The 22,687-nt window shown below is 74.8% G+C and carries 17 protein-coding genes, 1 tRNA gene and 1 pseudogene; 2 read left to right on the plus strand and 17 right to left on the minus strand.

The genetic code is table 11. The annotated features are described in order from the left end of the window. From ACI78U_RS14400 to ACI78U_RS14410, 3 genes and pseudogenes are all read right to left on the minus strand, one after another. A pseudogene (locus ACI78U_RS14400) lies at positions 1 to 245 on the minus strand (hypothetical protein); the annotation flags it as partial. A gap of 98 nt (positions 246 to 343) precedes the next feature. Beyond that, positions 344 to 1,687 (minus strand): ABC transporter substrate-binding protein, encoded by a 1,344-nt coding sequence (locus tag ACI78U_RS14405; RefSeq protein ID WP_456876011.1) that lies wholly within the window; start codon positions 1,685 to 1,687, stop codon positions 344 to 346. A 165-nt stretch (positions 1,688 to 1,852) separates the two neighbouring features. Continuing rightward, a complete protein-coding gene (locus ACI78U_RS14410; RefSeq protein ID WP_456876012.1) occupies positions 1,853 to 2,455 on the minus strand; it encodes an ANTAR domain-containing response regulator in 603 nt (200 codons plus the stop codon). Between the two features lie 80 nt (positions 2,456 to 2,535). On the opposite strand from ACI78U_RS14410, the gene ACI78U_RS14415 reads away from it, so the two are divergent. Then, positions 2,536 to 2,609: transfer RNA gene (locus tag ACI78U_RS14415), tRNA-Leu, on the plus strand. A gap of 242 nt (positions 2,610 to 2,851) precedes the next feature. After that, positions 2,852 to 4,501, plus strand: coding sequence for an aminotransferase class V-fold PLP-dependent enzyme (locus ACI78U_RS14420; protein WP_456876013.1), 1,650 nt, complete (start codon positions 2,852 to 2,854; stop codon positions 4,499 to 4,501). Here the strand turns inward: ACI78U_RS14420 and ACI78U_RS14425 are convergent. The 14 genes from ACI78U_RS14425 to ACI78U_RS14490 all read right to left on the minus strand — a co-directional run bounded on the left by ACI78U_RS14425 (position 4,479) and on the right by ACI78U_RS14490 (position 22,680). Then, complete coding sequence (locus ACI78U_RS14425; RefSeq protein WP_456876014.1) at positions 4,479 to 5,354, minus strand: acyl-CoA thioesterase; 876 nt, start codon at positions 5,352 to 5,354, stop codon at positions 4,479 to 4,481. The genes ACI78U_RS14420 and ACI78U_RS14425 overlap by 23 nt on opposite strands. After that, positions 5,351 to 6,766: a pyruvate kinase gene (pyk, locus tag ACI78U_RS14430; RefSeq protein WP_456876015.1), complete on the minus strand. Its 1,416-nt coding sequence runs from the start codon at positions 6,764 to 6,766 to the stop codon at positions 5,351 to 5,353. Before pyk ends, ACI78U_RS14425 begins: the two co-directional genes overlap by 4 nt. A gap of 77 nt (positions 6,767 to 6,843) precedes the next feature. Continuing rightward, entirely contained in the window at positions 6,844 to 8,343 is a 1,500-nt protein-coding gene (locus tag ACI78U_RS14435; protein WP_456876016.1) for a glutamate synthase subunit beta, read from the minus strand. Then, complete coding sequence (gene gltB, locus ACI78U_RS14440; protein WP_456876017.1) at positions 8,336 to 13,000, minus strand: glutamate synthase large subunit; 4,665 nt, start codon at positions 12,998 to 13,000, stop codon at positions 8,336 to 8,338. The genes ACI78U_RS14435 and gltB overlap by 8 nt, the downstream gene beginning before the upstream one ends. Before the next feature lie 304 nt (positions 13,001 to 13,304). Continuing rightward, complete coding sequence (lgt, locus tag ACI78U_RS14445) at positions 13,305 to 14,255, minus strand: prolipoprotein diacylglyceryl transferase (RefSeq protein ID WP_456876018.1); 951 nt, start codon at positions 14,253 to 14,255, stop codon at positions 13,305 to 13,307. After that, complete coding sequence (trpA, locus tag ACI78U_RS14450) at positions 14,252 to 15,055, minus strand: tryptophan synthase subunit alpha (RefSeq protein WP_456876019.1); 804 nt, start codon at positions 15,053 to 15,055, stop codon at positions 14,252 to 14,254. Before trpA ends, lgt begins: the two co-directional genes overlap by 4 nt. Next, the gene (trpB, locus tag ACI78U_RS14455) at positions 15,052 to 16,401 is read right to left on the minus strand and encodes a tryptophan synthase subunit beta (protein ID WP_456876020.1); all 1,350 of its coding nucleotides are present in this window, start codon (positions 16,399 to 16,401) and stop codon (positions 15,052 to 15,054) included. Before trpB ends, trpA begins: the two co-directional genes overlap by 4 nt. A 74-nt stretch (positions 16,402 to 16,475) precedes the next feature. Further along, positions 16,476 to 17,285, minus strand: a complete 810-nt coding sequence (gene trpC, locus ACI78U_RS14460; RefSeq protein ID WP_456876021.1) for an indole-3-glycerol phosphate synthase TrpC — start codon at positions 17,283 to 17,285, stop codon at positions 16,476 to 16,478. 60 nt (positions 17,286 to 17,345) lie between these two features. Further along, on the minus strand, positions 17,346 to 17,978 hold the full coding sequence (locus ACI78U_RS14465) for a Trp biosynthesis-associated membrane protein (RefSeq protein ID WP_456876022.1): 633 nt from the start codon (positions 17,976 to 17,978) through the stop codon (positions 17,346 to 17,348). Continuing rightward, a complete protein-coding gene (locus ACI78U_RS14470; RefSeq protein WP_456876023.1) occupies positions 17,975 to 19,486 on the minus strand; it encodes an anthranilate synthase component I in 1,512 nt (503 codons plus the stop codon). The genes ACI78U_RS14465 and ACI78U_RS14470 overlap by 4 nt, the downstream gene beginning before the upstream one ends. Then, a complete protein-coding gene (hisI, locus tag ACI78U_RS14475; RefSeq protein ID WP_456876024.1) occupies positions 19,473 to 19,838 on the minus strand; it encodes a phosphoribosyl-AMP cyclohydrolase in 366 nt (121 codons plus the stop codon). Before hisI ends, ACI78U_RS14470 begins: the two co-directional genes overlap by 14 nt. Before the next feature lie 36 nt (positions 19,839 to 19,874). Beyond that, positions 19,875 to 20,288 (minus strand): hypothetical protein, encoded by a 414-nt coding sequence (locus ACI78U_RS14480; protein ID WP_456876025.1) that lies wholly within the window; start codon positions 20,286 to 20,288, stop codon positions 19,875 to 19,877. Positions 20,289 to 20,374: 86 nt separating this feature from the next. After that, positions 20,375 to 21,031 (minus strand): hypothetical protein, encoded by a 657-nt coding sequence (locus ACI78U_RS14485; protein ID WP_456876026.1) that lies wholly within the window; start codon positions 21,029 to 21,031, stop codon positions 20,375 to 20,377. Beyond that, the gene (locus tag ACI78U_RS14490) at positions 21,028 to 22,680 is read right to left on the minus strand and encodes an FAD-binding dehydrogenase (RefSeq protein WP_456876027.1); all 1,653 of its coding nucleotides are present in this window, start codon (positions 22,678 to 22,680) and stop codon (positions 21,028 to 21,030) included. Before ACI78U_RS14490 ends, ACI78U_RS14485 begins: the two co-directional genes overlap by 4 nt. Between the last annotated feature and the right edge of the window lie 7 nt (positions 22,681 to 22,687).

The raw sequence follows: 22,687 nt of genomic DNA on the forward strand, positions 1-22,687 counted from the left end.
AGGCCGAGGACGACCACCCGCGCACCCCGGTCGACGGCGAGGTCGACGTCGGTGAACACCTCGAGCGAGCCGTAGCTCTTGCTCAACCCCTCCGCGGTGGGGGGGGGGGGGCCGGCCCCGGCGGGGGCGGGGGGGGGCGCCCGCGCCCCCCCGGGCCCGCCGGCCCCACCGACCCCGGAGACCCAGGACGCAGCACGACCAGCTGAGCCGATCGTGCTGCGGGCAGTGGCGCCCAGGCCCGGCACCGCCGGACAGCACAGCGGCCCGGCACCCCGTGAGGGGTACCGGGCCGCTGCCGATGGTGCTGTCGTCAGCGCTGTGGCCTCACAGCGCCGTCAGCGGGTCAGCGCTGCGGGCCGATGCCGTTCTCGTTCAGACCCTGGATGATCCGGGCGGACTCGTCGAAGCCGATGACGACGATCGCGTCCGGGTTGAGGTCCACCATCTCCTGCACCTCGGTGTCGAAGTTGGCGGCGTTCGGGTCGTAGATGATGCTGACGACCTGGTCCTCGCTGAGGCCGCCCGAGAGCAGGTTGTTGCGGGTGTTCTCGGCGAGGCCGTTGCCGTAGGCGTCGTTACGGGCCAGGATCCCGACGGTGTTGTTGCCGTCAGCGGCGATCAGGTCGGCGAGGGCACGAGCCTGCAGGACGTCCGGCGGCGCGGTGCGGAAGTACAGGCCGTTGTCGTTGTAGGTCGTGAACTGGTCCGACGTGTTCGCCGGGCTGATCTGCATGACGCCCGCCGCGGTGATCCGGTCGATCACGTTGAGGCTGACGGTCGAGGACGCCGCACCGACGATCGCGTTGACGCCGGCCTGCAGCAGGCGGTCAGCGGTCTGGGTGGCGGTGTCGGTCGTGGCGTCGCCCGAGTCGCCCTCCTCGAGGCGGACCTCCTGGCCGAGGACGCCGCCGGCGGCGTTGATCTCCTGGACGGCGAGGCGGGCGCCCGCGACCTCCGGCGGGCCGAGGAAGGCGAGGTCACCGGTCAGCGGCAGCAGGGTGCCGATGACCAGCTGCTCGCCGGTCGTGCCGGCCGGCGCGTACGCCGGGCCCTCGTCGGTCGAGGCGTTGGCCTCGTCCCCGGCGATGACGTACTCCGTGGCGGAGTCGTCGAGCGCGTTGTCCTCGCCGAACTGCAGCAGAGCGAAGCTCGCCGCGGCCGGCTCACCGGCGTCGGTGAAGGCCAGCGGACCGGAGATGCCGTCGTAGTCGACGTTGCCGCCGTTGTTGATGATCTCCAGGCAGCCGGCGAAGTCGGTGCACTTGTCGCCGCCGGTGGTGATGCCGTTGACGTAGGCCTTGAAGACGTTGGCGTCGTTGGTGCCCGCTGCCTGTGCGGCCAGCGCGGTGAGGACCACCGCGTCGTAGGTCTCACCCGCGTAGTTGTAGTCCTGCAGGGCGGGGTCGACCTCGAGCAGACGGTCGGTGAACTCCGAGCCCAGGTCGGTGAGCGGCGTCGTGCCGCTCATCCCGGCGAGGGCGCCCTCCTCGGAGAAGTCCTCAGCGAGGGCGTTACCCATGTTGCCGTCGGTGCCGTAGATGTTGACCTGCTTCTCACCGCTGCCCGCGGCGTCACCGCCGCCGCCGGAGTCCCCGCCGGTGTCCTCCTCGCCGCCACCGCAGGCGGTGAGGACGATGAGGGCGGCGGACATGACGGCGATGCTGCGGGCGTAGGTACGCGTGCGCATCCAGAAACTCCCAGTTGTCGTACGTCGTGGCGGCGGGCCGGGCGCGGACGCACCGGCCCCGTCAGTCCGCAGAAGGTAACCGCTGCCACAGTGAGCGGAAGTGCACGAGCGGAGACCGTGACGAGGTCGTGACCTGCTCCGTTGCTCACGGCCCCCGCGTGTCACTCAGGAGGGTGTTCCCTCCGCCGGTGTCGCGTCGGCGGCCAGGATGCGCTCGGCCAGTGCCTTCATCGACGTCCGCTCGTTCATCGCGCCGCGCTGGATGGAGCGGAAGGCCTCGGCCTCGGTCATCCCCTGCTCGGCCATCAGCCGGCCCTTCGCCCGCTCCACGACCTTGCGCGCCTCCAGCCGCTCCTCGAGCGTGCGCACCTCCCCGTCGAGGGCGGAGATCTCGGCGAACCGGGCGCGCGCGACCTCGATCGCCGGCACCAGGTCGTTCTTGGAGAACGGCTTGACCAGGTAGGCCATGGCGCCGGCGTCACGGGCCCGCTCGACGAGCTCGCGCTGGCTGAACGCGGTCAGCACGATGACCGGCGCTATGCGGTCCGAGGCGATCTGCTCGGCGGCGGCCAGCCCGTCGAGCACGGGCATCTGGATGTCGAGGATGACCAGGTCGGGGGTCAGCTCGCGGGACCGGTCGACGGCGGTCTGGCCGTCGCCGGCCTCGGCGACGACGACGTAGCCCTCCTCCTCGAGCATCTCCTTGAGGTCGAGGCGGATGAGGGCCTCGTCCTCGGCGATCAGGACCCGGGTCGGCTCGCTGCTCACGGGCGCAGAGCCTAGCGACGGGAACCGGGAGCAGCCGCCCGGTTACGCTGGCGGCGCCGTGATCCCGGTCGCGGTGGCCGGCCCCCGTACCCCAATCGGCAGAGGGAGCGGATTCAAAACCCGCGCAGTGTGCGTTCGAGTCGCACCGGGGGCACCGTGATCGACAGTCGTCCTCCGGACGACCACCGCGGCCACGTGCCGTCCCCGAACCCTGCGGAGCCCTCCCTGGTGTTCGTCGGGGACCCTCCGGGTCCCGCTCCTCACACCGCCTCGCAGGGCGGCTCGCGTCCCGGCGTCCTCGTCCTGCGCCGCCTCGCTCCTCGCGGACCCCTCCGGGCCCACTCGTCGCGGGTAACCCCTCCGGGGCCCGCTCGTCGCGGGCAATACGGTATCGGGGTGAGCGAGCCCGTCCCCCACATGACCCCCGAGCAGTTCCGGCAGCACGGTCACGAGGTGGTCGACTGGATCGCCGACTACTGGTCGCGGCTGGAGTCGTTCCCCGTCCGCTCGCGGGTGGCGCCGGGTGACGTGCGCGCAGCGCTGCCGCCGTCGGCCCCCGAGCAGGGTGAGCCCTTCTCCGCCGTGCTGGCCGACCTGGAGAGCATCGTCCTCCCCGGGGTCACCCACTGGCAGCACCCGGGCTTCCTCGCCTACTTCCCGGCCAACACCTCCGGCCCCTCCGTCCTCGGCGACCTGATCTCGGCGGGCCTGGGCGTGCAGGGCATGTCCTGGGTGACCAGCCCGGCGGCCACCGAGCTCGAGCAGCACGTCCTGGACTGGCTGGCCGACCTGCTGGGCCTGCCCGAGACGTTCCGGTCCACCGGCACCGGGGGCGGCGTCGTCCAGGACTCCAGCTCCGGGGCCAACCTCGTCGCGCTGCTGGCCGCGCTGCACCGGGCCAGCGGCGGCGGCACCGTCCGGCACGGCGTGCGGCCCGACGAGTACACCGTCTACGTCTCCTCCGAGACCCACTCGTCGATGGAGAAGGCGGTGCGGATCGCCGGCCTCGGCAGCGACGCCGTCCGGATCGTCGAGGTCGACGGCGACCTCGGGATGCGCCCCGCCGCGCTCGCGGCCCGGCTGGAGCGGGACACGCAGCGCGGCTTCCGCCCGGTGCTGGTCTGCGCGACGGTCGGCACGACGTCGACCACCGCGGTCGACCCGCTCGCCGAGATCGGCCCGATCTGCCGCCGGTACGGCGCGTGGCTGCACGTCGACGCCGCCTACGCCGGGGTCAGCGCCCTCGCCCCGGAGCTGCGGCACCTGCAGGCCGGCGTCGAGGAGGCCGACAGCTACACCACCGACGCGCACAAGTGGCTGCTCACCGGCTTCGACGCGACGCTGTTCTGGGTCGCCGACCGGGCGGCGCTGACCGGGGCGCTGGGGATCCTCCCCGAGTACCTGCGCAACGCCGCCACCGAGGCCGGCGCGGTGGTCGACTACCGCGACTGGCAGATCGAGCTGGGCCGCCGGTTCCGCGCGCTCAAGCTGTGGGCGGTGCTGCGCTGGTACGGCGCCGAGGGGCTGCGGGCGCACGTCCGCTCCGGCGTCGCCCTGGCCCAGGAGCTGGCCGGCTGGGCCGAGGCCGACGACCGCTTCGACGTCGTCGTCCCGCACCCGCTGTCGCTGGTGTGCCTGCGGCCGCGGTGGCCCGCCGACGTCGACGCCGACGTCGCGACCATGACGCTGCTCGAGCGGCTCAACGACGGCGGCGAGGTGTTCCTGACCCACACGACCGTGCGCGGCCAGGTGGTGCTGCGGGTGGCCGTCGGGGCGCCGACGACGACGCGGGCACACGTCGAGCGGGCGTGGGCGCTGCTGTGCGGGGGCCACGACTGGCTCGCCGACGACTTCGCCGAGGCCGCCGCCGAGCGGGCCCGTGCCGACGCCGAGCGCCGCGCCGAGGCCGAGCGGGCCGTCGAGGCCGAGCGCGAGGCCCAGCGCCTGGCGGTCCTGCGCGCGGTGGAGAGCGACGAGGGGACCGACGACGAGACCCACGAGGAGGAGGCCGCCCCCGCCGCCGTCACTCCCCCAGTGACCGGATGAGCCCCTCCTGGGCCACCGTGGCCACGTGGGTGCCGTCGGCGGCCCAGATGCTGCCGAAGCACAGCGCGCGGCCGGCGGTGGCCGCCGGGCTGTCGGTCTCGTAGAGGAACCACTCGTCGGCCTGCACCGGCGCGTGGAACCAGACGGCGTGGTCGAGGCTGGACCCGACGTAGCGGCCGCCCCACCCGCCGCCGACCCGCGCCAGCCCGGCCGAGAGCAGCGTCAGGTCGGTGGCGAAGGTCAGCGCGGCCGCGTGCACGCCGGCGTCGTCGGGCAGGCGCCCGGTCACCCGGAACCACGCGTGGGACTGGGTGCGCGGCGGTGTCTTCGGGTCGGGGGCGAACGGGTTGCCCAGCGGCCGCTGCTCCACCGCCCGGCTGATCTCCAGCGCCGGGGCGGCCAGGGCGCCGTGGCCCGCGGCGTGGTCGGCGAGGGAGGGCAGGTCCTCGGGGCCGGGCACGTCGGGCATCGGCCGGGCGTGCGTGACGACGGCGGCCTCCCCGGCGTGGAAGTCGGCGGTCAGCGCGAAGACGCCGACGTCCTCGCCGCGGCGCCGCTGGCAGGCGATGACCCGGCGGGTCGAGAACGACCGGCCGTCGCGGATCCGCTCGACGGTGTAGCGCAGCTCCTCGTTCGGGTCACCGGGCCGCAGGAAGTACGAGTGCAGCGAGTGCACCCCCCGCGCGGCCGGCACCGTGCGCACGGCGGCCATGAGCGCCTGCGCGGCGACCTGGCCGCCGAAGATCCGCTGCAGCCGGGTGCTCGGCGTCTGCCCCACGAACAGGTCGGGTGAGCGCTCCTCGAGGTCGAGGACACTCATGAGGACGGCGGCCTGGGTCCCGCCGGAGCTCACGAGTCGGTGCCGACTTCGTGGACCCGGATGAGGTTGGTCGAGCCCACCGTGTTCGGCGGGCTGCCGGCGACGACGACCACCCGGTCGCCGACCCGCAGCCGTCCGATCGACAGCAGCGAGAAGTCGACCTGGTCGACCATGTCGTCGGTGTGCTCGACGGAGGGCACGAGGAAGGTCTCCACGCCCCAGGACAGCGCGAGCTGGCTGCGCACGCGGGCGTCGACGGTGAAGGCCAGCAGCGGCTGGCGGGGGTGCAGCGCGGCCAGCCGGCGGGCGGTCTCGCCGGTCTGGGTGAAGGTGGCCAGCGCCTTGACGTCGAGCGCCTCGCCGATGTCGCGGGCGGCGCGCACGATCGCCCCGGACCGGGACCGCGAGCGGCGGGTCAGCTCGGGCACCCACCGGTCGTCGCCCTCGACCGCGGCGATGATCCGCTCCATCGTGCGGACGGCGCCGACCGGGTAGCGGCCCACCGAGGTCTCCCCCGAGAGCATGACCGCGTCCGCGCCGTCCAGGACGGCGTTGGCGACGTCGGAGGCCTCCGCGCGGGTGGGCCGGGAGTTGACGATCATCGACTCGAGCATCTGGGTGGCCACGATGACCGGCTTGTTGCGCTCGCGGGCGGCCTGCACGGCGCGCTTCTGCACCAGCGGCACCTGCTCCAGCGCCAGCTCCACGCCGAGGTCGCCGCGGGCCACCATGACCCCGTCGAAGGCCTCGACGATGGCCTCCAGGTTGGCCACCGCCTCGGGCTTCTCCAGCTTGGCGATGACCGGCAGGTGCACGTCCTCCTGGCGCATGATGTCGCGCACCAGCTCGACGTCGGCCGGCGAGCGGACGAACGACAGCGCCACGAAGTCGACCGACAGGTGCAGGGCGAAGCGCAGGTCCTCCTCGTCCTTCTCCGACAGCGCCGGGACGCTGACGGCGACCCCGGGCAGCGACAGGCCCTTGTTGTTGGAGACCTCGCCGCCCTCGACGACCAGGCACCACACGTCGGGACCGTCGATGCCGACGACCGTCAGCGCGAGCTTGCCGTCGTCGACCAGCAGCCGGTCGCCCACCCGGGCGTCGTTGGCCAGGCCCTTGTAGGTGGTGGAGACCCGCTCGGCGGTGCCCTCGACGTCCTCGACGGTGATGCAGACCCGGCTGCCGGTGACCCAGGTGACCGGGCCGTCGGCGAAGGTGCCGAGGCGGATCTTGGGGCCCTGCAGGTCGGCGAGGATGGCGACGGCGTGCCCGGTGGCGTCGGAGGCCTGGCGCACGCGCTGGTAGGCCACCTCGTGGTCGGCGTGCGACCCGTGGCTGAAGTTGAGCCGGGCGACGTCCATCCCGGACTCGACGAGGGCGGTGATCTGCTCCAGGGAGCTGGTGGCCGGACCCAGGGTGCAGACGATCTTCGCGCGGCGGGACATGCCAGGAACGCTAACGGTCGCTCCAGCGGCGTCCGGGCCGGGTCCCGCGGTGTCGCGGGACCCGGCCTCCGGAGCCGTCAGCGGAGCGCGACCGCGGTCGGGGTGACCGGCCGGGGCAGCATGGAGCTGCCGGTCAGCCACGCGTCGGCGGCGCCGGCGGCGGCGCGGCCCTCGGCGATCGCCCACACGATGAGTGACTGGCCGCGGCCGACGTCGCCGGCGACGAAGACGCCGGGCACGCTCGCCATGAACTCGTCGTCGCGGGCGACGTTGCCCCGGGCGTCCATCTCCAGGCCCAGGGTCTCCACCAGGCCCTCGCGCTGGGCGCCGGTGAAGCCCATGGCCAGCAGCACCAGCTGGGCGGGCAGCTCGCGCTCGGTGCCCTCCACCTTCTGGAACCGGCCCTCGACCCGCTCGACCTCGTGCAGCACCAGCGCGCGCACGCGGCCCTGGGCGGGGCCCTCCTCATGACCCAGGAAGCGCTCGGTGTTGACCGAGTACAGCCGCTCGCCGCCCTCCTCGTGCGCCGAGGAGACCCGCATGATCATCGGGTAGGTCGGCCAGGGGTTGCCCTCGGCCCGCCGCTCCGGCGGCGCCGGCATGATCTCCAGCTGGGTCACCGACCGGGCGCCCTGCCGGTGCGAGGTGCCCAGGCAGTCCGCGCCGGTGTCACCGCCGCCGATGATGACGACGTCCTTGCCCTTCGCGGTGATCGGCGGGTTGTCGAGCTCGCCGAGCGCCTGCCGGTTGCCGAAGGGCAGGAACTCCATGGCGAGGTGGATGCCCTCGAGCTCCCGGCCGGGCACGGGCAGGTCGCGGCCGACGGTGGCGCCCGCGGCGAGGACGACGGCGTCGTACTCGGCGCACAGCTGCTCGGCCGACAGGTCCCCCTCGCCGCTGCCGCCGACCTCGACCCCGGTGACGAATCGGGTGCCCTCGGCGCGCATCTGGTCCAGCCGCCGGTCCAGGACGGACTTCTCCATCTTGAACTCGGGGATGCCGTAGCGGAGCAGGCCGCCTATCCGGTCGGCGCGCTCGAAGACGGTGACGTCGTGCCCGGCCCGGGTGAGCTGCTGGGCGGCGGCCAGGCCGGCCGGGCCGGACCCGACGACGGCGACCGACTTCCCGGTCCGCTCGGCCGGGGCCTGCGGCTCGACGTAGCCGCGCTCGAAGGCCTGGTCGATGATCTCCCACTCGATCTGCTTGATCGTCACCGGGGAGTCCTGCAGGTTGAGCACGCAGGCGCCCTCGCAGGGGGCGGGGCACAGCTTCCCGGTGAACTCCGGGAAGTTGTTGGTCGCGTGCAGCCGCTCGATGGCGTCGCGCCAGTCGTCGCGGCGGGCCAGGTCGTTCCACTCCGGGATCAGGTTGCCCAGCGGGCAGCCGTGGTGGCAGAACGGGATGCCGCAGTCCATGCACCGGGCGGCCTGCTGGCGCAGTGCCGCGACCGGGTAGACGCCGTCCTCGCCGTTCTGCCGGGAGAGGTAGACGTCCTTCCAGTCGAGGATGCGGACGTCCACCGGCCGCCGGGGCGGCAGGGCCCGCTCGTACTTCAGGAACCCCGTGGAGTCAGCCACGTGCGGCCTCCATCACTGCTCGGTCGACATCGGTCCCGGCGGCCTCGGCGGCGCGCCGGGCCTCGAGCGCGCGGCGGTAGTCGCGCGGCATGATCACGCTGAACTGCTCCGACCACCGGCCCCAGTCGGCCAGCAGCGCGGCGGCGACCGGCGACTCGGTCGCGGCGTGGTACCGGACCAGGACGTCGCGCAGCCACTGGGAGGACTCGCCGTCGAGCGGCTCGACGTCGACCATCTCGGGGTTGACCCGGTGGCGGGCGAGGTCGAGGACGTAGCCCACCCCGCCGGACATGCCGGCCGCGACGTTGCGCCCGGTGGGCCCGAGGACCACCGCGCGCCCGCCGGTCATGTACTCCAGCGCGTGGTCGCCGGCGCCCTCGACGACGGCCAGCGCGCCGGAGTTGCGCACGCAGAACCGCTCGCCGACGCGCCCGCGCAGGAAGATCTCGCCGGAGGTCGCGCCGTAGCCGATGACGTTGCCGGCGATGACGTTGTCCTCGGCGGCGAAGGGGGCCTCGCGGGCCGGGCGGACCACGATCCGCCCGCCGGAGAGGCCCTTGCCGACGTAGTCGTTGGCGTCGCCGAACAGCCGCATGGTGACCCCGCGCGGCAGGAACGCGCCGAAGGACTGGCCGGCCGACCCGGTGAAGGTCAGGTCGATGGTGTCGTCGGGCAGGCCCTCGCCGCCGAAGCGGCGGGTGACCATCGAGCCGAGCATCGTGCCGACGGTGCGGTTGACGTTGCGCACCGGCAGCTCGAGGCGCACCGGGCGGGCGTCGAGCAGCGCGCCCTCGCACAGCTGGACCAGCGTCTGGTCGAGGGCGACGTCGAGCCCGTGGTCCTGCGGGCGGACCGCCCGCCGCGGCGTGCCCTCGGGCAGCTCGGGCAGGGCCAGCATCCGCGACAGGTCCAGCCCGCGGGCCTTCCAGTGGTCGACCGCCTGCCGGGTGTCGAGCAGCTCGACGTGGCCGACCGCCTCGTCGACCGAGCGGAAGCCGAGCTCGGCGAGGTAGGCGCGCACCTGCTCGGCGAGGAACTCGAAGAAGGTGACCACGAACTCCGGCCGCCCGGTGAACCGCTTGCGCAGCTCCGGGTTCTGCGTGGCGACGCCGACCGGGCAGGTGTCGAGGTGGCAGACCCGCATCATGATGCAGCCGGACACGACCAGCGGGGCGGTGGCGAAGCCGTACTCCTCGGCGCCGAGCAGCATCGCGACGACGACGTCGCGGCCGGTCTTCATCTGCCCGTCGACCTGCACCACGATCCGGTCGCGCAGGCCGTTGGCCAGCAGCGTCTGCTGTGTCTCGGCCAGGCCCAGCTCCCACGGCGAGCCGGCGTGCTTGAGCGAGGTCAGCGGCGCGGCACCGGTGCCGCCGTCGTGCCCGGAGATGAGCACGACGTCGGCGTGGGCCTTGCTGACCCCGGCCGCGACCGTCCCGACGCCGACCTCGGCGACCAGCTTGACGTTGACCCGCGCCTGGTCGTTGGCGTTCTTCAGGTCGTGGATGAGCTGCTTGAGGTCCTCGATCGAGTAGATGTCGTGGTGCGGCGGCGGGCTGATCAGGCCGACGCCGGGGGTCGAGTGCCGGGTGCGGGCCACCCACGGGTAGACCTTGCCGCCGGGCAGCTGGCCGCCCTCGCCGGGCTTGGCGCCCTGCGCCATCTTGATCTGGATGTCGTCGGAGTTGACCAGGTACTCGCTGGTCACGCCGAAGCGGCCGCTGGCCACCTGCTTGATCGCCGAGCGGCGCAGGTCGCCGTTGGGGTCGGGCACGTACCGGTCGGGGTCCTCGCCGCCCTCGCCGGTGTTGGACCGCCCGCCCAGGCGGTTCATCGCGATGGCGAGGGTCTCGTGCGCCTCCTGGGAGATCGAGCCGTAGCTCATCGCGCCGGTCTGGAACCGCTTGACGATCTCGCTCGCCGGCTCGACCTCCTCGATCGGCACCGGCGGGCGCACGCTCTTCCGGATGGAGAACAGGCCGCGCAGGGTGGCCGCCTCCTCCGACAGCTGGTCGACCGTCTGCGTGTACCGCTCGAAGACCTCGTACTGCCGCGAGCGGGTGGAGTGCTGGAGGAGGAACACCGTCTCGGGGTTGAACAGGTGCACCTCGCCCTCGCGGCGCCACTGGTACTCCCCGCCGGTCTCCAGCCGGCGGTGCGCCCGCTCGGTCGGGTTCTCCGGGTAGGCCCGCCGGTGCCGCATGGCGACCTCCTCGGCGAGCACGTCCATGCCGACGCCGCCGAGGGGACACGACGTGCCGGTGAAGTACTCGTCGACGACGTCCTGCGACAGGCCGACCGCCTCGAAGATCTGCGCCATCGTGTACGAGCCGACGGTGCTGATGCCCATCTTGCTCATCACCTTGAGCACGCCCTTGCCCAGCGCCTTGACGACGTTGCGCACGGCCTGCGCGGGCTGGACGCCGGTGAGGGCGCCGTCGCGGATGAGGTCCTCGATGGACTCGAACGCCAGGTAGGGGTTGACCGCGGCCGCGCCGTAGCCGAGCAGCAGCGCCACGTGGTGCACCTCGCGGCAGTCGCCGGACTCGACGACCAGGCCGACCTCCATGCGGGTCCGCTCGCGCACCAGGTGGTGGTGGACGGCGGCGGTCATCAGCAGCGACGGGATGGGGGCGCGGCGCTCGTCGCAGTCGCGGTCGGAGAGCACGATGATCCGGGCGCCGGCGGAGATCGCCTTGCTGACCTTGGTCCGCAGCTGCTCGATCGCCTCGACCAGCGCGGGGCCGCCGCCGGTGACGTCGTAGTGGCCGGTGATCCGGACGGCGGCGAAGCCGGGCAGGTCGCCGTCGTCGTCGATGTGCAGGATCTTGGCCAGCTCGTCGTTGTCGATGACCGGGTAGGGCAGGTACACCTGCCGGCAGGAGGCCGCGGTGGCCGACAGCAGGTTCTGCTCGGGGCCGAAGGTGCGGCCCAGGCTGGTCACCAGCTCCTCGCGGATGGCGTCCAGCGGCGGGTTGGTCACCTGGGCGAACAGCTGCCCGAAGTAGTCGTAGAGCTGCCGGGAGCGGTCCGACAGCGCCGCGATCGGGGTGTCGGTGCCCATCGAGCCGATCGGCTCGGCACCGCTGGCGGCCATCGGGGTGAGCAGGAGGCGCAGCTCCTCCTCGGTGTAGCCGAACAGCTGCTGGCGGCGCACGACCGACTCGTGGCTGGGCCGCGCGCGCCGCCGCTCGGGCAGCGAGGGCAGGTGCACCAGCCCGGCGTGCAGCCAGTCCTCGTAGGGGTGCTCGGTGGCGAGGGCGCCCTTGACCTCCTCGTCGGAGACCAGCTGCCCGGAGGCGGTGTCGACGAGGAACATCCGGCCCGGCTGCAGCCGGCCCTTGGCGACGACGTCGCCGGGCGGGATGTCGAGCACGCCGGCCTCGCTGGCCAGGACGACGAGGTCGTCCCGGGTGCGCCACCAGCGGCCCGGGCGCAGGCCGTTGCGGTCGAGGACGGCGCCGATCAGCGTGCCGTCGGTGAACGCGACGCAGGCCGGCCCGTCCCAGGGCTCCATGATCGAGGAGTGGAACCGGTAGAAGGCCCGGCGGGCCGGGTCCATCTCGTCGTGGTTCTCCCACGCCTCCGGGATCATCATCAGCACCGCGTGCGGCAGCGAGCGGCCCGACAGGTGCAGCAGCTCGAGCACCTCGTCGAAGGTGGCCGAGTCGCTGAAGTCGCTCGCGGTCACCGGGAAGATGCGCTCCAGGCCGAGCTCGGCGGCCGGGCCCGCGGGACCGTCGAACAGCTCGGTCTCGAGCTTGGCCTCGCGGGCGCGCATCCGGTTCCGGTTGCCCTTGATCGTGTTGATCTCGCCGTTGTGGGCGATGAACCGGAACGGGTGGGCCAGCGGCCAGCTCGGGAAGGTGTTCGTGGAGAACCGGCTGTGCACCAGCGCGATCGCCGACTCGTAGCGCTCGTCGCGCAGGTCGGGGAAGAACGCGGGCAGCTGGTCGGTGGTGAGCATGCCCTTGTAGGTGAGGGTGCGCGAGGACAGCGAGACCACGTACAGCGAGCTGCCCGCCTCGCGGGCCTCCCGCTCGGCCCGCTTGCGCAGCACGAAGGAGCGCCGCTCCAGCCGGGTGACGCCGTTCGGGGCCACCGTGCCGCCGAAGGCGGAGGCGTCGGCGCGGGCGCCCATCGTCTCGGCGACGAACAGCTGGGCGAAGTGCGGCATGACCGCCCGGGCGGTGGGACCGAGGTCGGCGCCGTCGGGGTCGACGGGCACGTCGCGCCAGCCGAGGACGGTCAGGCCCTCCTCGGCCGCGATCCGCGCGACGTCGGCCTGGCGGGCGGCCCGCTCGTCGGCGTCGAGGGGCAGGAAGGCGATGCCGACCGAGTACTCCCCCAGCGGCGGCAGGTCGAAGTCGACGACGGCCCGCAGCAGCGCGTCGGGCACCTGGGTCAGGATGCCCGCGCCGTCCCCGGAGTTCGGCTCGGAGCCGGCGGCGCCGCGGTGGTCGAGGTTGTGCAGCGCGGTCAGGCCGGCGGCCACGATCGCGCGGGACCGGCGGCCGCGGGCATCGGCCACGAAGGCGACACCGCAGGCGTCCGAGTCGTTGGCCGGGTCGTAGAGACCGGTGGCCGGCGGGGTGGCCGAGAACGGCACGGCCGGGCCGGCGGTGGTGCGGGGGGCGGGGGTGCGGGACCCGGACATGGTCACTCCCGTCGTCGGCTTCCGCGCCGGCCTCGTGGGGAGGACGGCGCGGGGGCACGGCCGGTGGTCAGGGGGGCGGAGAGCAGCCGAGGGCTGCGGTGAGCCGGCGTCCGGCGGACACGGTGTGCCCGGACCGGCTGAGCTCGCGGCCCCGCGGATGGTGCCGCGGGGTCGTCGTCCGCGGGGCAGCGCTGGCCCGGTTCCGACACGTGGGACGACCCAGGATCACTGGGAGTCTGCACAGGAGGGTACACAGCCGTAACGCGGCGCTCACCCGTCCGGAGGGTGTCCGGCGCGCGTCCGGTCAGGGTGCTCCCGGCGTGCCGGAGGGGCGGTCCCCCGACCGCCGGGCGCCGGGCGCGTCGGTGCCGGCGGGGGCCTCGCCGACGTCGTCGGCGGTGCCGTCCCCGGCGTCGGGGGCGCCGGCGTCGGTGTTCCCTGCCCGGTCGAGGACCTCCCGCGGCCGGCCGCGCTGCCAGACCATGTAGGCGACGGCGAGCACGCCGACCACGATGCAGGTGACCACGTTGAGCCGGACGCCGAGGACGCGGTTGGCGTCGTCGATGCGCAGGATCTCGATCCACAGCCGGCCGGCGCAGTACAGGGCGACGTAGAGGGCGAACGCCCGGCCGTGGGAGAGCCGGAAGCGGCGGTCGGCCCACACGACGACGGCGGCCGCGGCGAGGTTCCACAGCAGCTCGTAGAGGAACGTCGGGTGGAACGTGGCGAACGCCTCGTAGCCGTCGGGCCGGTGGACCGGGTCGATCTCCAGCGCCCACGGCAGCGTCGTCGGCCGGCCGAAGAGCTCCTGGTTGAACCAGTTGCCGAGGCGGCCGATGGCCTGGGCGACCAGCAGGCCGGGGGCGGCGGCGTCGGCGAAGGCCGGCAGCGGGATGCCGCGGCGGCGGCAGGCGATCCACGCGCCGACGCCGCCGAGGGCGATCGCGCCCCAGATGCCGAGGCCGCCCTCCCAGACGGCGAACGCCCGCAGCGGGTCGCCGCCCTCGCCGAAGTAGGGCTGGGGCGTGGTGAGCACGTGGTAGAGCCGGCCCCCGAGGATCCCGAAGGGCACCGCCCACATGGCGATGTCGAGGACCTCCCCGGGCCGCCCGCCGCGGGCCACCCAGCGCCGCTCGGCGATCCAGCAGGCGGCGACGATGCCGGCGATGATGCAGAGCGCGTAGGCCCGCAGCGGGAGCGGGCCGAGGTACCAGGTCCCCTGCGCGGGGCTGGGGATCGCCGCGAGGACGCTCACGAGGGCACCCCGGCGCGCCGGCGGACGCCCTCGGCCAGCTCGGCCGAGAGGGCCCGGACCCCCTCCGCGCCGCGCCCGTCGAGCATCTCGCGGACGTAGGCCGAGCCCACGATGACGCCGTCGGCGAAGCCGGCCACCTCGGCGGCCTGGTCGCCGTTGGAGACACCGAGCCCGACGCAGATCGGCAGGTCCCCGGCCAGCGGGCGGGTGCGGGCGACCAGTTCGCCGGCGGCCGTGCTGACCGTGGCGCGGGTGCCCGTGACCCCCATGGTGGAGGCGGCGTAGACGAAGCCGCGGGACGCCGCGACCGTGGCGGCCAGCCGGGCGTCGGTGGACGACGGGGCGACCAGGAAGACCCGGTCGAGGCCGGTGCGGTCGGTGGCGGCCAGCCAGGGCCCCGCCTCGTCGGGGATGAGGTCGGGCGTGATCGCCCCCGCTCCCCCCGCGGCGGCCAGGTCGTCGGCGAACCGGTCGACGCCGTAGCGCTCGATCGGGTTCCAGTAGCTCATCACCACGGGCACCCCGCCGGCCGCGGCGACCGCCCGCACGGCCGGCAGCACGTGGCGCAGCCCGACGCCCGCCCGGACGGCCACGTCCATGGCCTCCTGGATGACCGGACCCTCCATGCCGGGGTCGGAGTACGGGACCCCGACCTCGAGGGCGTCCGCGCCCCCCTCGATGGCCGCGACCATCGCCTCGATCGAGGTGTCGACGTCGGGGTACCCCACCGGCAGGTAGGCGATCAGCGCGGCGCGGCCCTCGGCCCGGGCGGCGGCGATGCGGTCGGCGAGCAGGCTCATGCCGACTCCCCCGCGTCCCGACCGGGGACGGCCTCGTCGTTGCTGACCGCGCCCTCGGTGGGCCGCTGGTCGGTGTCCATGCCGGCGCCGGGCTCGACGTGCTCGCGGTCGCCGAGGCCGAACCAGCGCGACGCCGTCTCGACGTCCTTGTCGCCGCGGCCGGACAGGTTCACCAGCAGCAGCGCGTCCGGCCCCAGCTCCCGGCCGAGGACGAGCGCCCCGGCCAGGGCGTGCGCGGACTCGATCGCCGGGATGATGCCCTCGGTGCGGCACAGCAGCGCGAAGGCCTCCATCGCCTCGGCGTCGGTGACCGGGCGGTACTCGGCGCGGCCGATGTCGTGGAGGAAGCTGTGCTCGGGGCCCACGCCCGGGTAGTCCAGGCCGGCGCTGATCGAGTGCGACTCGATCGTCTGCCCGTTGTCGTCCTGCAGCAGGTAGGAGCGGGCGCCGTGTAGCACGCCGGGCGAGCCGCCGGTGATGGTGGCCGCGTGCCGGCCGGTGTCGACGCCGTCGCCGCCGGCCTCCAGCCCCAGCAGGCGGACCCCCTCGTCGGGGACGAACGCGGTGAAGATGCCGATTGCGTTGGACCCGCCGCCCACGCAGGCCAGCACGGCGTCGGGCAGCCGGCCCTCCCGCTCCAGCACCTGCGCCCGGGCCTCGTCGCCGATGACGCGCTGGAAGTCGCGGACCATCGCCGGGAACGGGTGGGGCCCGGCGACGGTGCCGAAGACGTAGTTGGTGGTCTCGACGTTGGTCACCCAGTCGCGGAACGCCTCGTTGATGGCGTCCTTGAGGGTGCGCGAGCCGGTGGTCACCGGCACGACCTCGGCGCCGAGCAGCCGCATGCGGGCGACGTTGAGCGCCTGGCGGCGGGTGTCCTCCTCGCCCATGTAGACCGTGCAGGACAGCCCCATGAGCGCCGCGGCCGTGGCGGTGGCGACGCCGTGCTGGCCGGCGCCGGTCTCGGCGATGACCCGCTGCTTGCCGATCCGCCTGGTGAGCAGCGCCTGGCCCAGCACGTTGTTGATCTTGTGCGAGCCGGTGTGGTTGAGGTCCTCGCGCTTGAGCAGGACCCGAGCGCCGCCGGCGTGCTCGGCGAACCGGGGCACCTCCGTGATCGGGCTGGGCCGGCCGGTGTAGTCGCGCTGGAGGGCGGCGAACTCGGCGAGGAAGGCCGGGTCGACGCGCATCGTCTCGTAGGCCTCGGTCAGCTCGTCGAGCGCGGCGATCAGCGCCTCGGGCACGAAGCGGCCACCGAAGACGCCGAAGTGGCCCGTGGGATCCGGCCAGGACGGACGCGCCGGGGCGAGTCGGTCCTCGGGCGGGTGCACGGCGCTGCTGGTCATGCGCCCAGCCTAAGGACCTCGCTGCCCCCCGCCCCTCGCAGGCTCGCGGCGGGACCCTGCAGCGAGGCCGAGGTCTAGCGGGTCGTGCGCGGCACGGCCGGGTGCGAGCCGGCGGTGACCAGGTCGGCGACCGCCTGGCGGGCGTCGCCGGCGGTGACCAGGCCCTCGCCGACCAGCACGGCGTCGGCGCCGGCCGCGGCGTAGGCGATGAGCTCGCGCGGGCCGCGCACGCCGGACTCGGCGACCTTGACCACGCCCGAGGGCAGCCCGGGCGCGATCCGCTCGAAGGTGCCCAGGTCGATCTCGAGGGTGGTGAGGTCCCGGGCGTTGACGCCGATCACCGAGGCGCCGGCGGACAGCGCGCGGTCGGCCTCGGCCTCGGTGTGCACCTCGACCAGCGCCGTCATGCCGAGGGACTCGACCCGCTCGAGCAGCCCGAGCAGCGCGTTCTGCTCGAGCGCGGCGACGATGAGCAGGACGACGTCGGCGCCGTGGGCCCGGGCCTCGTGCACCTGGTAGCTGCTGACGACGAAGTCCTTGCACAGCACCGGCACGTCGACGGCGGCGCGGACCGCGGCCAGGTCGGCGTGCGAGCCGCCGAAGCGGCGCCGCTCGGTGAGCACGCTGATCACCCGGGCGCCGCCTGCGGCGTACTGCCGGGCGAGCACCGCGGGGTCGGGGATGTCGGCGAGCGCGCCCTTGCTGGGACTGCGCCGCTTGACCTCGGCGATGACGCCCACGCCGGGCTCGCGCAGCGCGGCGAGCGCGTCGAGCGCGGGGCGGGCGTCGCGGGCGGCGGCCTTCACCTCGGCCAGGGGGGTGGCCGCCTCGCGCGCCGCGACGTCCTCGCGGACGCCGGCGACGATGTCGTCGAGGACGGTCACACCGCCTCCTCGCTGCTGGTCGTCGGGGGTCCCGGCCCCCGCCGGAACGGTCGTCACACCCTAGCGATGACGGCCCGGCGGGCCGGGCGCCGGGTCGTCGGCCGGGTCGTCGGTGGGGTCGTCGGTCGGGTCGTCGCCGCGGTCCAGCGCGCGCCAGGCGTCGAGCGCCCGGTCCTCGTCGGTGCGGGCCCGGGCCGGGGCGGGCGCGGCCGCACCCGGCGCGCGCTCGTAGCGCCGGCCCATCGCGGGCCAGCGCCGTCCGCGGGCGAGGACCAGCCCGCCGGCGGCGAGCGCGACGACGGCGGCGACCAGGCACAGCACCGGCCAGGCCGCGGCCAGGTCGGCGGTGCGCCGCTCCCCCGGTGCCGCCGTCCCGGTGTCCGCGGCGCCGGTGAGCACCCGCAGGCCCGACCAGGTCAGCGCCGCCCCGGCGAGGACGACGAGCGCACCGACGGCGGCCCGGGCCGCGCCCCGCACGGCGAGGACCGCGACCCCCGCGGCGAGCAGCAGCAGGCCGGCGGCGGGGACCAGCGGCGCGAGCGCGGCGCCGGTCAGCGCCTCGGTGACCGGCGGCAGCGGCGGGCGCCGGGTGACGGTGACCGTGGACCAGGTCTGCCCGCCGGCCGACAGTGCCAGCGCCCCGGCGAGCGCGCAGCCGGCCAGCGCCGTCCCGAGCTCCCGCCGCGGGTTCACCGCACCTCCCGCATGCCCTCCGCGGTCGCGATCGCCGAGAGCACCGCCCGCGCCTTGTGCCGGGTCTCGGCCTCCTCGGTGGCCGGGTCGCTGTCGGCGACGATGCCGGCGCCGGCCTGCACGTAGGCCCGGCCCTGGTGCAGCACGGCGGTGCGGATCGCGATGGCCATGTCCATGTCGCCGCTCGCGTCGACGTAGCCCACGGTGCCGGCGTAGAGCGCCCGCCGGGTGGGCTCCAGCGACTCGATGATCTCCATGGCCCGCGGCTTGGGGGCGCCGGAGACGGTGCCGGCCGGGAAGGTCGCGTCGAAGACGTCGAGCGCGTCGCGGTCGGGGCTGACCTGGCCGGAGACGGTCGAGACCAGGTGCATGACGTGGCTGTAGTACTCGACGCGCATGAAGTCGGGCACCTCGACCGTGCCCGGCACGCACACCCGGCCGAGGTCGTTGCGGGCCAGGTCGACGAGCATGACGTGCTCGGCGCGCTCCTTGGGGTCGGCCAGCAGGCCCTCGGCCAGCCGCAGGTCCTCCTCCTCGGTGGCCCCGCGCGGGCGGGTGCCGGCCGGCGGGTGGACGACGGCCTGGTCGCCGGTGACGGTCACCAGCGCCTCGGGCGAGGAGCCGACGACGTCGAAGGGCGTCTCCCGGCCGGCGAAGCGCAGCAGGTACATGTACGGCGAGGGGTTGGTCGCCCGCAGCACCCGGTAGAGGTCGAGCGCGTCGACGTCGGTGTCGGTCTCGAACCGCTGGGCCAGCACCACCTGGAAGGCGTCGCCGGCGCGGATGTGCTCGCGGACGGCCTCCACCCCGGCCTCGTACTCCCCCGGCGCCATGGTGCTGCGCACCGGCGGCGGCCCGGCGGGGGTGAAGGTGGCCACGCCCGGCGGCACGGCCTTGGTGAGGTCGGCGGCCATCGCGTCGAGCCGGGCGACGGCGTCGTCCCAGGCCGCCGCGGGGTCGTCCGCGGTCTGCCGGAAGGCGTCGGCGATGAGCAGCACCGTGCCGTCGGTGTGGTCGAGCACGGCCAGGTCGGTGACCAGCGTCAGCGCCAGCTCGGGCATGCCGAGGTCGTCGGTGGCGGTGGCGGGCAGCCGCTCCAGACGCCGGACCACGTCGTAGCCGAGGTACCCGACCAGCCCGCCGGTGAGCCGGGGCAGGTCGGGGCTGCGCGGGGAGCGCAGTCGCCGCGCCAGCGTGCGCGCGGCGGCCAGCGGGTCCTCGGGCAGGTCGTCGGTGAGGCCGGGCAGCCGGTTGCCGAGCCAGAGGGTGCGCCCGTCGCGCTCGGTGAGCACGCCGGCGCTGCGCACGCCGACGAAGCTGTACCGCGACCACCGCTTGCCCTGCTCGGCGGACTCCAGCAGCACCGTGCCCGGCCGGTTGCCCGCGAGCTTGCGGTAGACCCCGACCGCCGTCTCGCCGTCGGCCAGCAGCCGCCGGGTGACCGGCACGACCGGCTGGTCGGCGGCGAGGAAGTCCTCGCGGGACGGGGTGGTCTCACCGAGCCGCACGGGTCACCTCCAGGTCGCGGGAGAAGCAGGAGCGCGTGCCGGTGTGGCAGGCCGGGCCCTCCTGGTCGACGAGCACCAGCAGCGCGTCGCCGTCGCAGTCCAGCCGCACGTCGCGGACCCACTGCCGGTGCCCGGAGGTCTCGCCCTTGACCCAGTGCTCCCGGCGGCTGCGCGACCAGTAGGTGGCGCGGCCGGTGGTCAGCGTGCGGCGCAGCGCCTCGTCGTCCATCCAGGCGAGCATGAGCACCTCACCGGTGTCGTGCTGCTGGACGACGGCGGCGACCAGCCCGGCGGGGTCGCGGCGCAGCAGCGCGGCGACGGCGGGGTCGAGGGCGGAGTCGACGGCGGGCATGCCGGCGATTCTCCCCCGCCCGCGGGACGGGCCGGGTCAGCGGCCCCGCGCGGCCAGCCAGCGCGTGGTCGGCGGGGACAGCGCGAGCGCGGCCACGGCGACGGCGAGCGCGCCGAAGGCCGCCGCGGCACCACCGAAGGACAGCCTGTCGGTGTCGTACTCGCCGAAGGGCCCGGTCGCGACGTGGTGGATCCACCAGCCGACGAAGCCGAGCTCGACCGCGCAGGTGGCCACCAGCGTCCACCGGTCGATGCCGGCCGTGACGAGCACCGCGCCGGTCACCAGCGCGCCCACGGCGGCGAACTCCAGCAGGGCCACCACCAGGCCCTGCCGGGGCACGGTGGAGCCCAGCTCGCCGTAGAGGTCCGTCGTCCCGGAGAACCACCAGGTGGCCACCGCCCCCGGCACCGACGCCGCGGCGAGGACGCAGGCGAGCACGCAGGCGGTCACCACCGTGCCCGGACGGGGCGGCGCGGCGGGCGGGTACGCCGGGGGGACGGCGGGCGGGAACGGGGCGGGTTGTCCGGGCCGGCCCGTCACCGGGCGCCCGCGGCGGCCGGTTCCGGGTCGGCGGCCCAGCGGCGCACGCCGCCGGCCAGCAGCAGGCCGAGGCCCACCGCGGGAGCCGCGACGTAGAACAGCACCCCGGTGACCAGCACGGCGCCGGGGCCGACCTCGTCGGTGAAGCCGTCGAGGGTGCCCAGCCGGACCAGCCAGTACAGGGCGAGGGCGAGCTGGACGGCGAGCGCGACGAGCAGCGTCAGCCACGACCCGCGGCTGCGCCTGTTGAGCACCAGGACCCCGCCGACCACCAGCGCGACCGCCGACAGCAGCTGCACGACGGTGACGACGACGGCCTCGGTGACCAGGGAGTCGGCGTCCGCGTCGCCGCCGAACCCGGGGGACACCAGGCCCAGCGTGCTGGCCAGCAGGAGCAGGTAGGCCGACGTCAGGGCCACGAGGGCGGCCTGCACGAACGCGAGGACCGCGGCGGCCACGACCTGCCCGGGGCGGCGCGGGCGCGCCGGCACGAGCGGGCCGTGCGGCCAGTACGGCACCGACGGGGGCGGCCAGCCGTACCCGGGCGGCAGGGCGCCGGGCACCGGAGGGGTCGCGTACGACGGCGGCCCGGTGTAGACGACCGGCTCGGTCTCGGTCGCGGGATCGGCCCAGGGGCTGCCGGGGGCGGTCACAGGGCCGTCGCCAGCGCCCGGCCGGCCACCCGCCCGGAGAACAGGCAGCCGCCGAGGAAGGTGCCCTCCAGCGACCGGTACCCGTGCACGCCGCCGCCGCCGAACCCGGCGACCTCGCCGGCGGCGTAGAGGCCGGGGAAGACCTCGCCGCCGGCCCGCAGCACCCGGGCGGACAGGTCGGTCTCGAGCCCGCCGAGGGTCTTGCGGGTCAGCAGGTTGAGCCGGACGGCGATGAGCGGGCCGGCCTGCGGGTCGAGCAGCCGGTGCGGCGGGGCGACCCGGATGAGCTTGTCGCCGAGGTAGTTGCGGGCGCCGCGGATCGCGGTCAGCTGCAGGTCCTTGGTGAAGGCGTTGGCCACCGCGCGGTCGCGGGCGAGGACCTCGCGCTCGACCGTGGTCAGGTCCAGCTCGGGGGTGCCGCCGGTGATCCGGTTCATCCCGGCGACCAGGTCGGGCAGGGTGGTCGCGGTGACGAAGTCCTCGCCGCGGTCGAGGAAGGCCTGCACCGGGGCGGAGACGCCGGCCTTCACGCGGTTGACCAGCAGCCGGACGTCCTTGCCGGTCAGGTCGGGGTTCTGCTCGGAGCCGGAGAGGGCGAACTCCTTCTCGACGATCTTCTTGGTGGCGATGAACCAGGTGTGCTCGTGGCCGGTCTGCCCGATGTGCGCGAGGGTGCCCAGGGTGTCGAAGCCGGGGAACAGCGGGACCGGCAGCCGGGTGCCGGTGGCGTCGAGCCACAGCGACGAGGGCCCGGGCAGGATGCGGATGCCGTGCCGGCTCCACACCGGCGAGTGGTTGGCGATCCCCTCGGTGTAGTGCCACATCCGGTCGCGGTTGATCACGTTGCCGCCGGCCGCCTCGGTGGCCTCCAGCATCAGCCCGTCGACGTGCGCGGGCACGCCCGACAACAGCCGCTGCGGCGCCGGGCCCAGCCGGGCCGGCCAGTTCCTCCGCACGAGGTCGTGGTTGCCGCCGATGCCGCCGGAGGTGACCACCACGGCCTGCGCGGCGATCTCGAAGTCGGCGACGGCGGTGCGGGAGCTGTCCTCGCCGCGGGCGGCGTCGCTGGGCTCGAGGACCTCCCCGCGCACGCCGGTGACCGCGCCGCCGGTGACGACCAGCCCGGTGACCCGGTGGCGGAAGCGCAGGTCGACCAGGCCACGGTCGGCGGCGGCGCGCACCCGGCGGGCGAAGGGCTCGACGATGCCCGGGCCGGTGCCCCAGACGATGTGGAACCGCGGCACCGAGTTGCCGTGGCCGGTGGCGGTGTAGCCGCCGCGCTCGGCCCAGCCGACGATCGGGAAGAAGCCGACGCCCTGCCGGCGCAGCCAGGCCCGCTTCTCGCCGGCGGCGAACTGCAGGTAGGCCTCGGCCCACTGGCGCGGCCAGTGGTCCTCCGCGCGGTCGAAGGCGGCGGTACCGAACCAGTCCTGGCGGGCCAGCTCCAGGGAGTCGCGCACCCGCAGCCGGCGCTGCTCGGGCGAGTCGACGAGGAACAGCCCGCCGAAGGACCACCAGGCCTGGCCGCCGAAGGACGCCTCCGGCTCCTGCTCCAGGAGCACCACCCGCTTGCCGGCGTCGGCGAGCTCGGCGGTCGCCACCAACCCGGCCAGCCCGGACCCCACCACGACGACGTCTGTCTCGACCACGGCGGGC

It is taken from the genome of Geodermatophilus sp. SYSU D00710 (assembly GCF_054050195.1).

Coding starts and splice junctions, on each gene's coding strand:
- ACI78U_RS14405 (WP_456876011.1), bottom strand. CDS start 1,687: ATGCGCACGCGTACCTACGCCCGCAGCATCGCCGTCATGTCCGCCGCC.
- pyk (WP_456876015.1), bottom strand. CDS start 6,766: ATGTCCCGCCGCGCGAAGATCGTCTGCACCCTGGGTCCGGCCACCAGC.
- gltB (WP_456876017.1), bottom strand. CDS start 13,000: ATGTCCGGGTCCCGCACCCCCGCCCCCCGCACCACCGCCGGCCCGGCC.
- trpA (WP_456876019.1), bottom strand. CDS start 15,055: ATGAGCCTGCTCGCCGACCGCATCGCCGCCGCCCGGGCCGAGGGCCGC.
- trpB (WP_456876020.1), bottom strand. CDS start 16,401: ATGACCAGCAGCGCCGTGCACCCGCCCGAGGACCGACTCGCCCCGGCG.
- hisI (WP_456876024.1), bottom strand. CDS start 19,838: ATGCCCGCCGTCGACTCCGCCCTCGACCCCGCCGTCGCCGCGCTGCTG.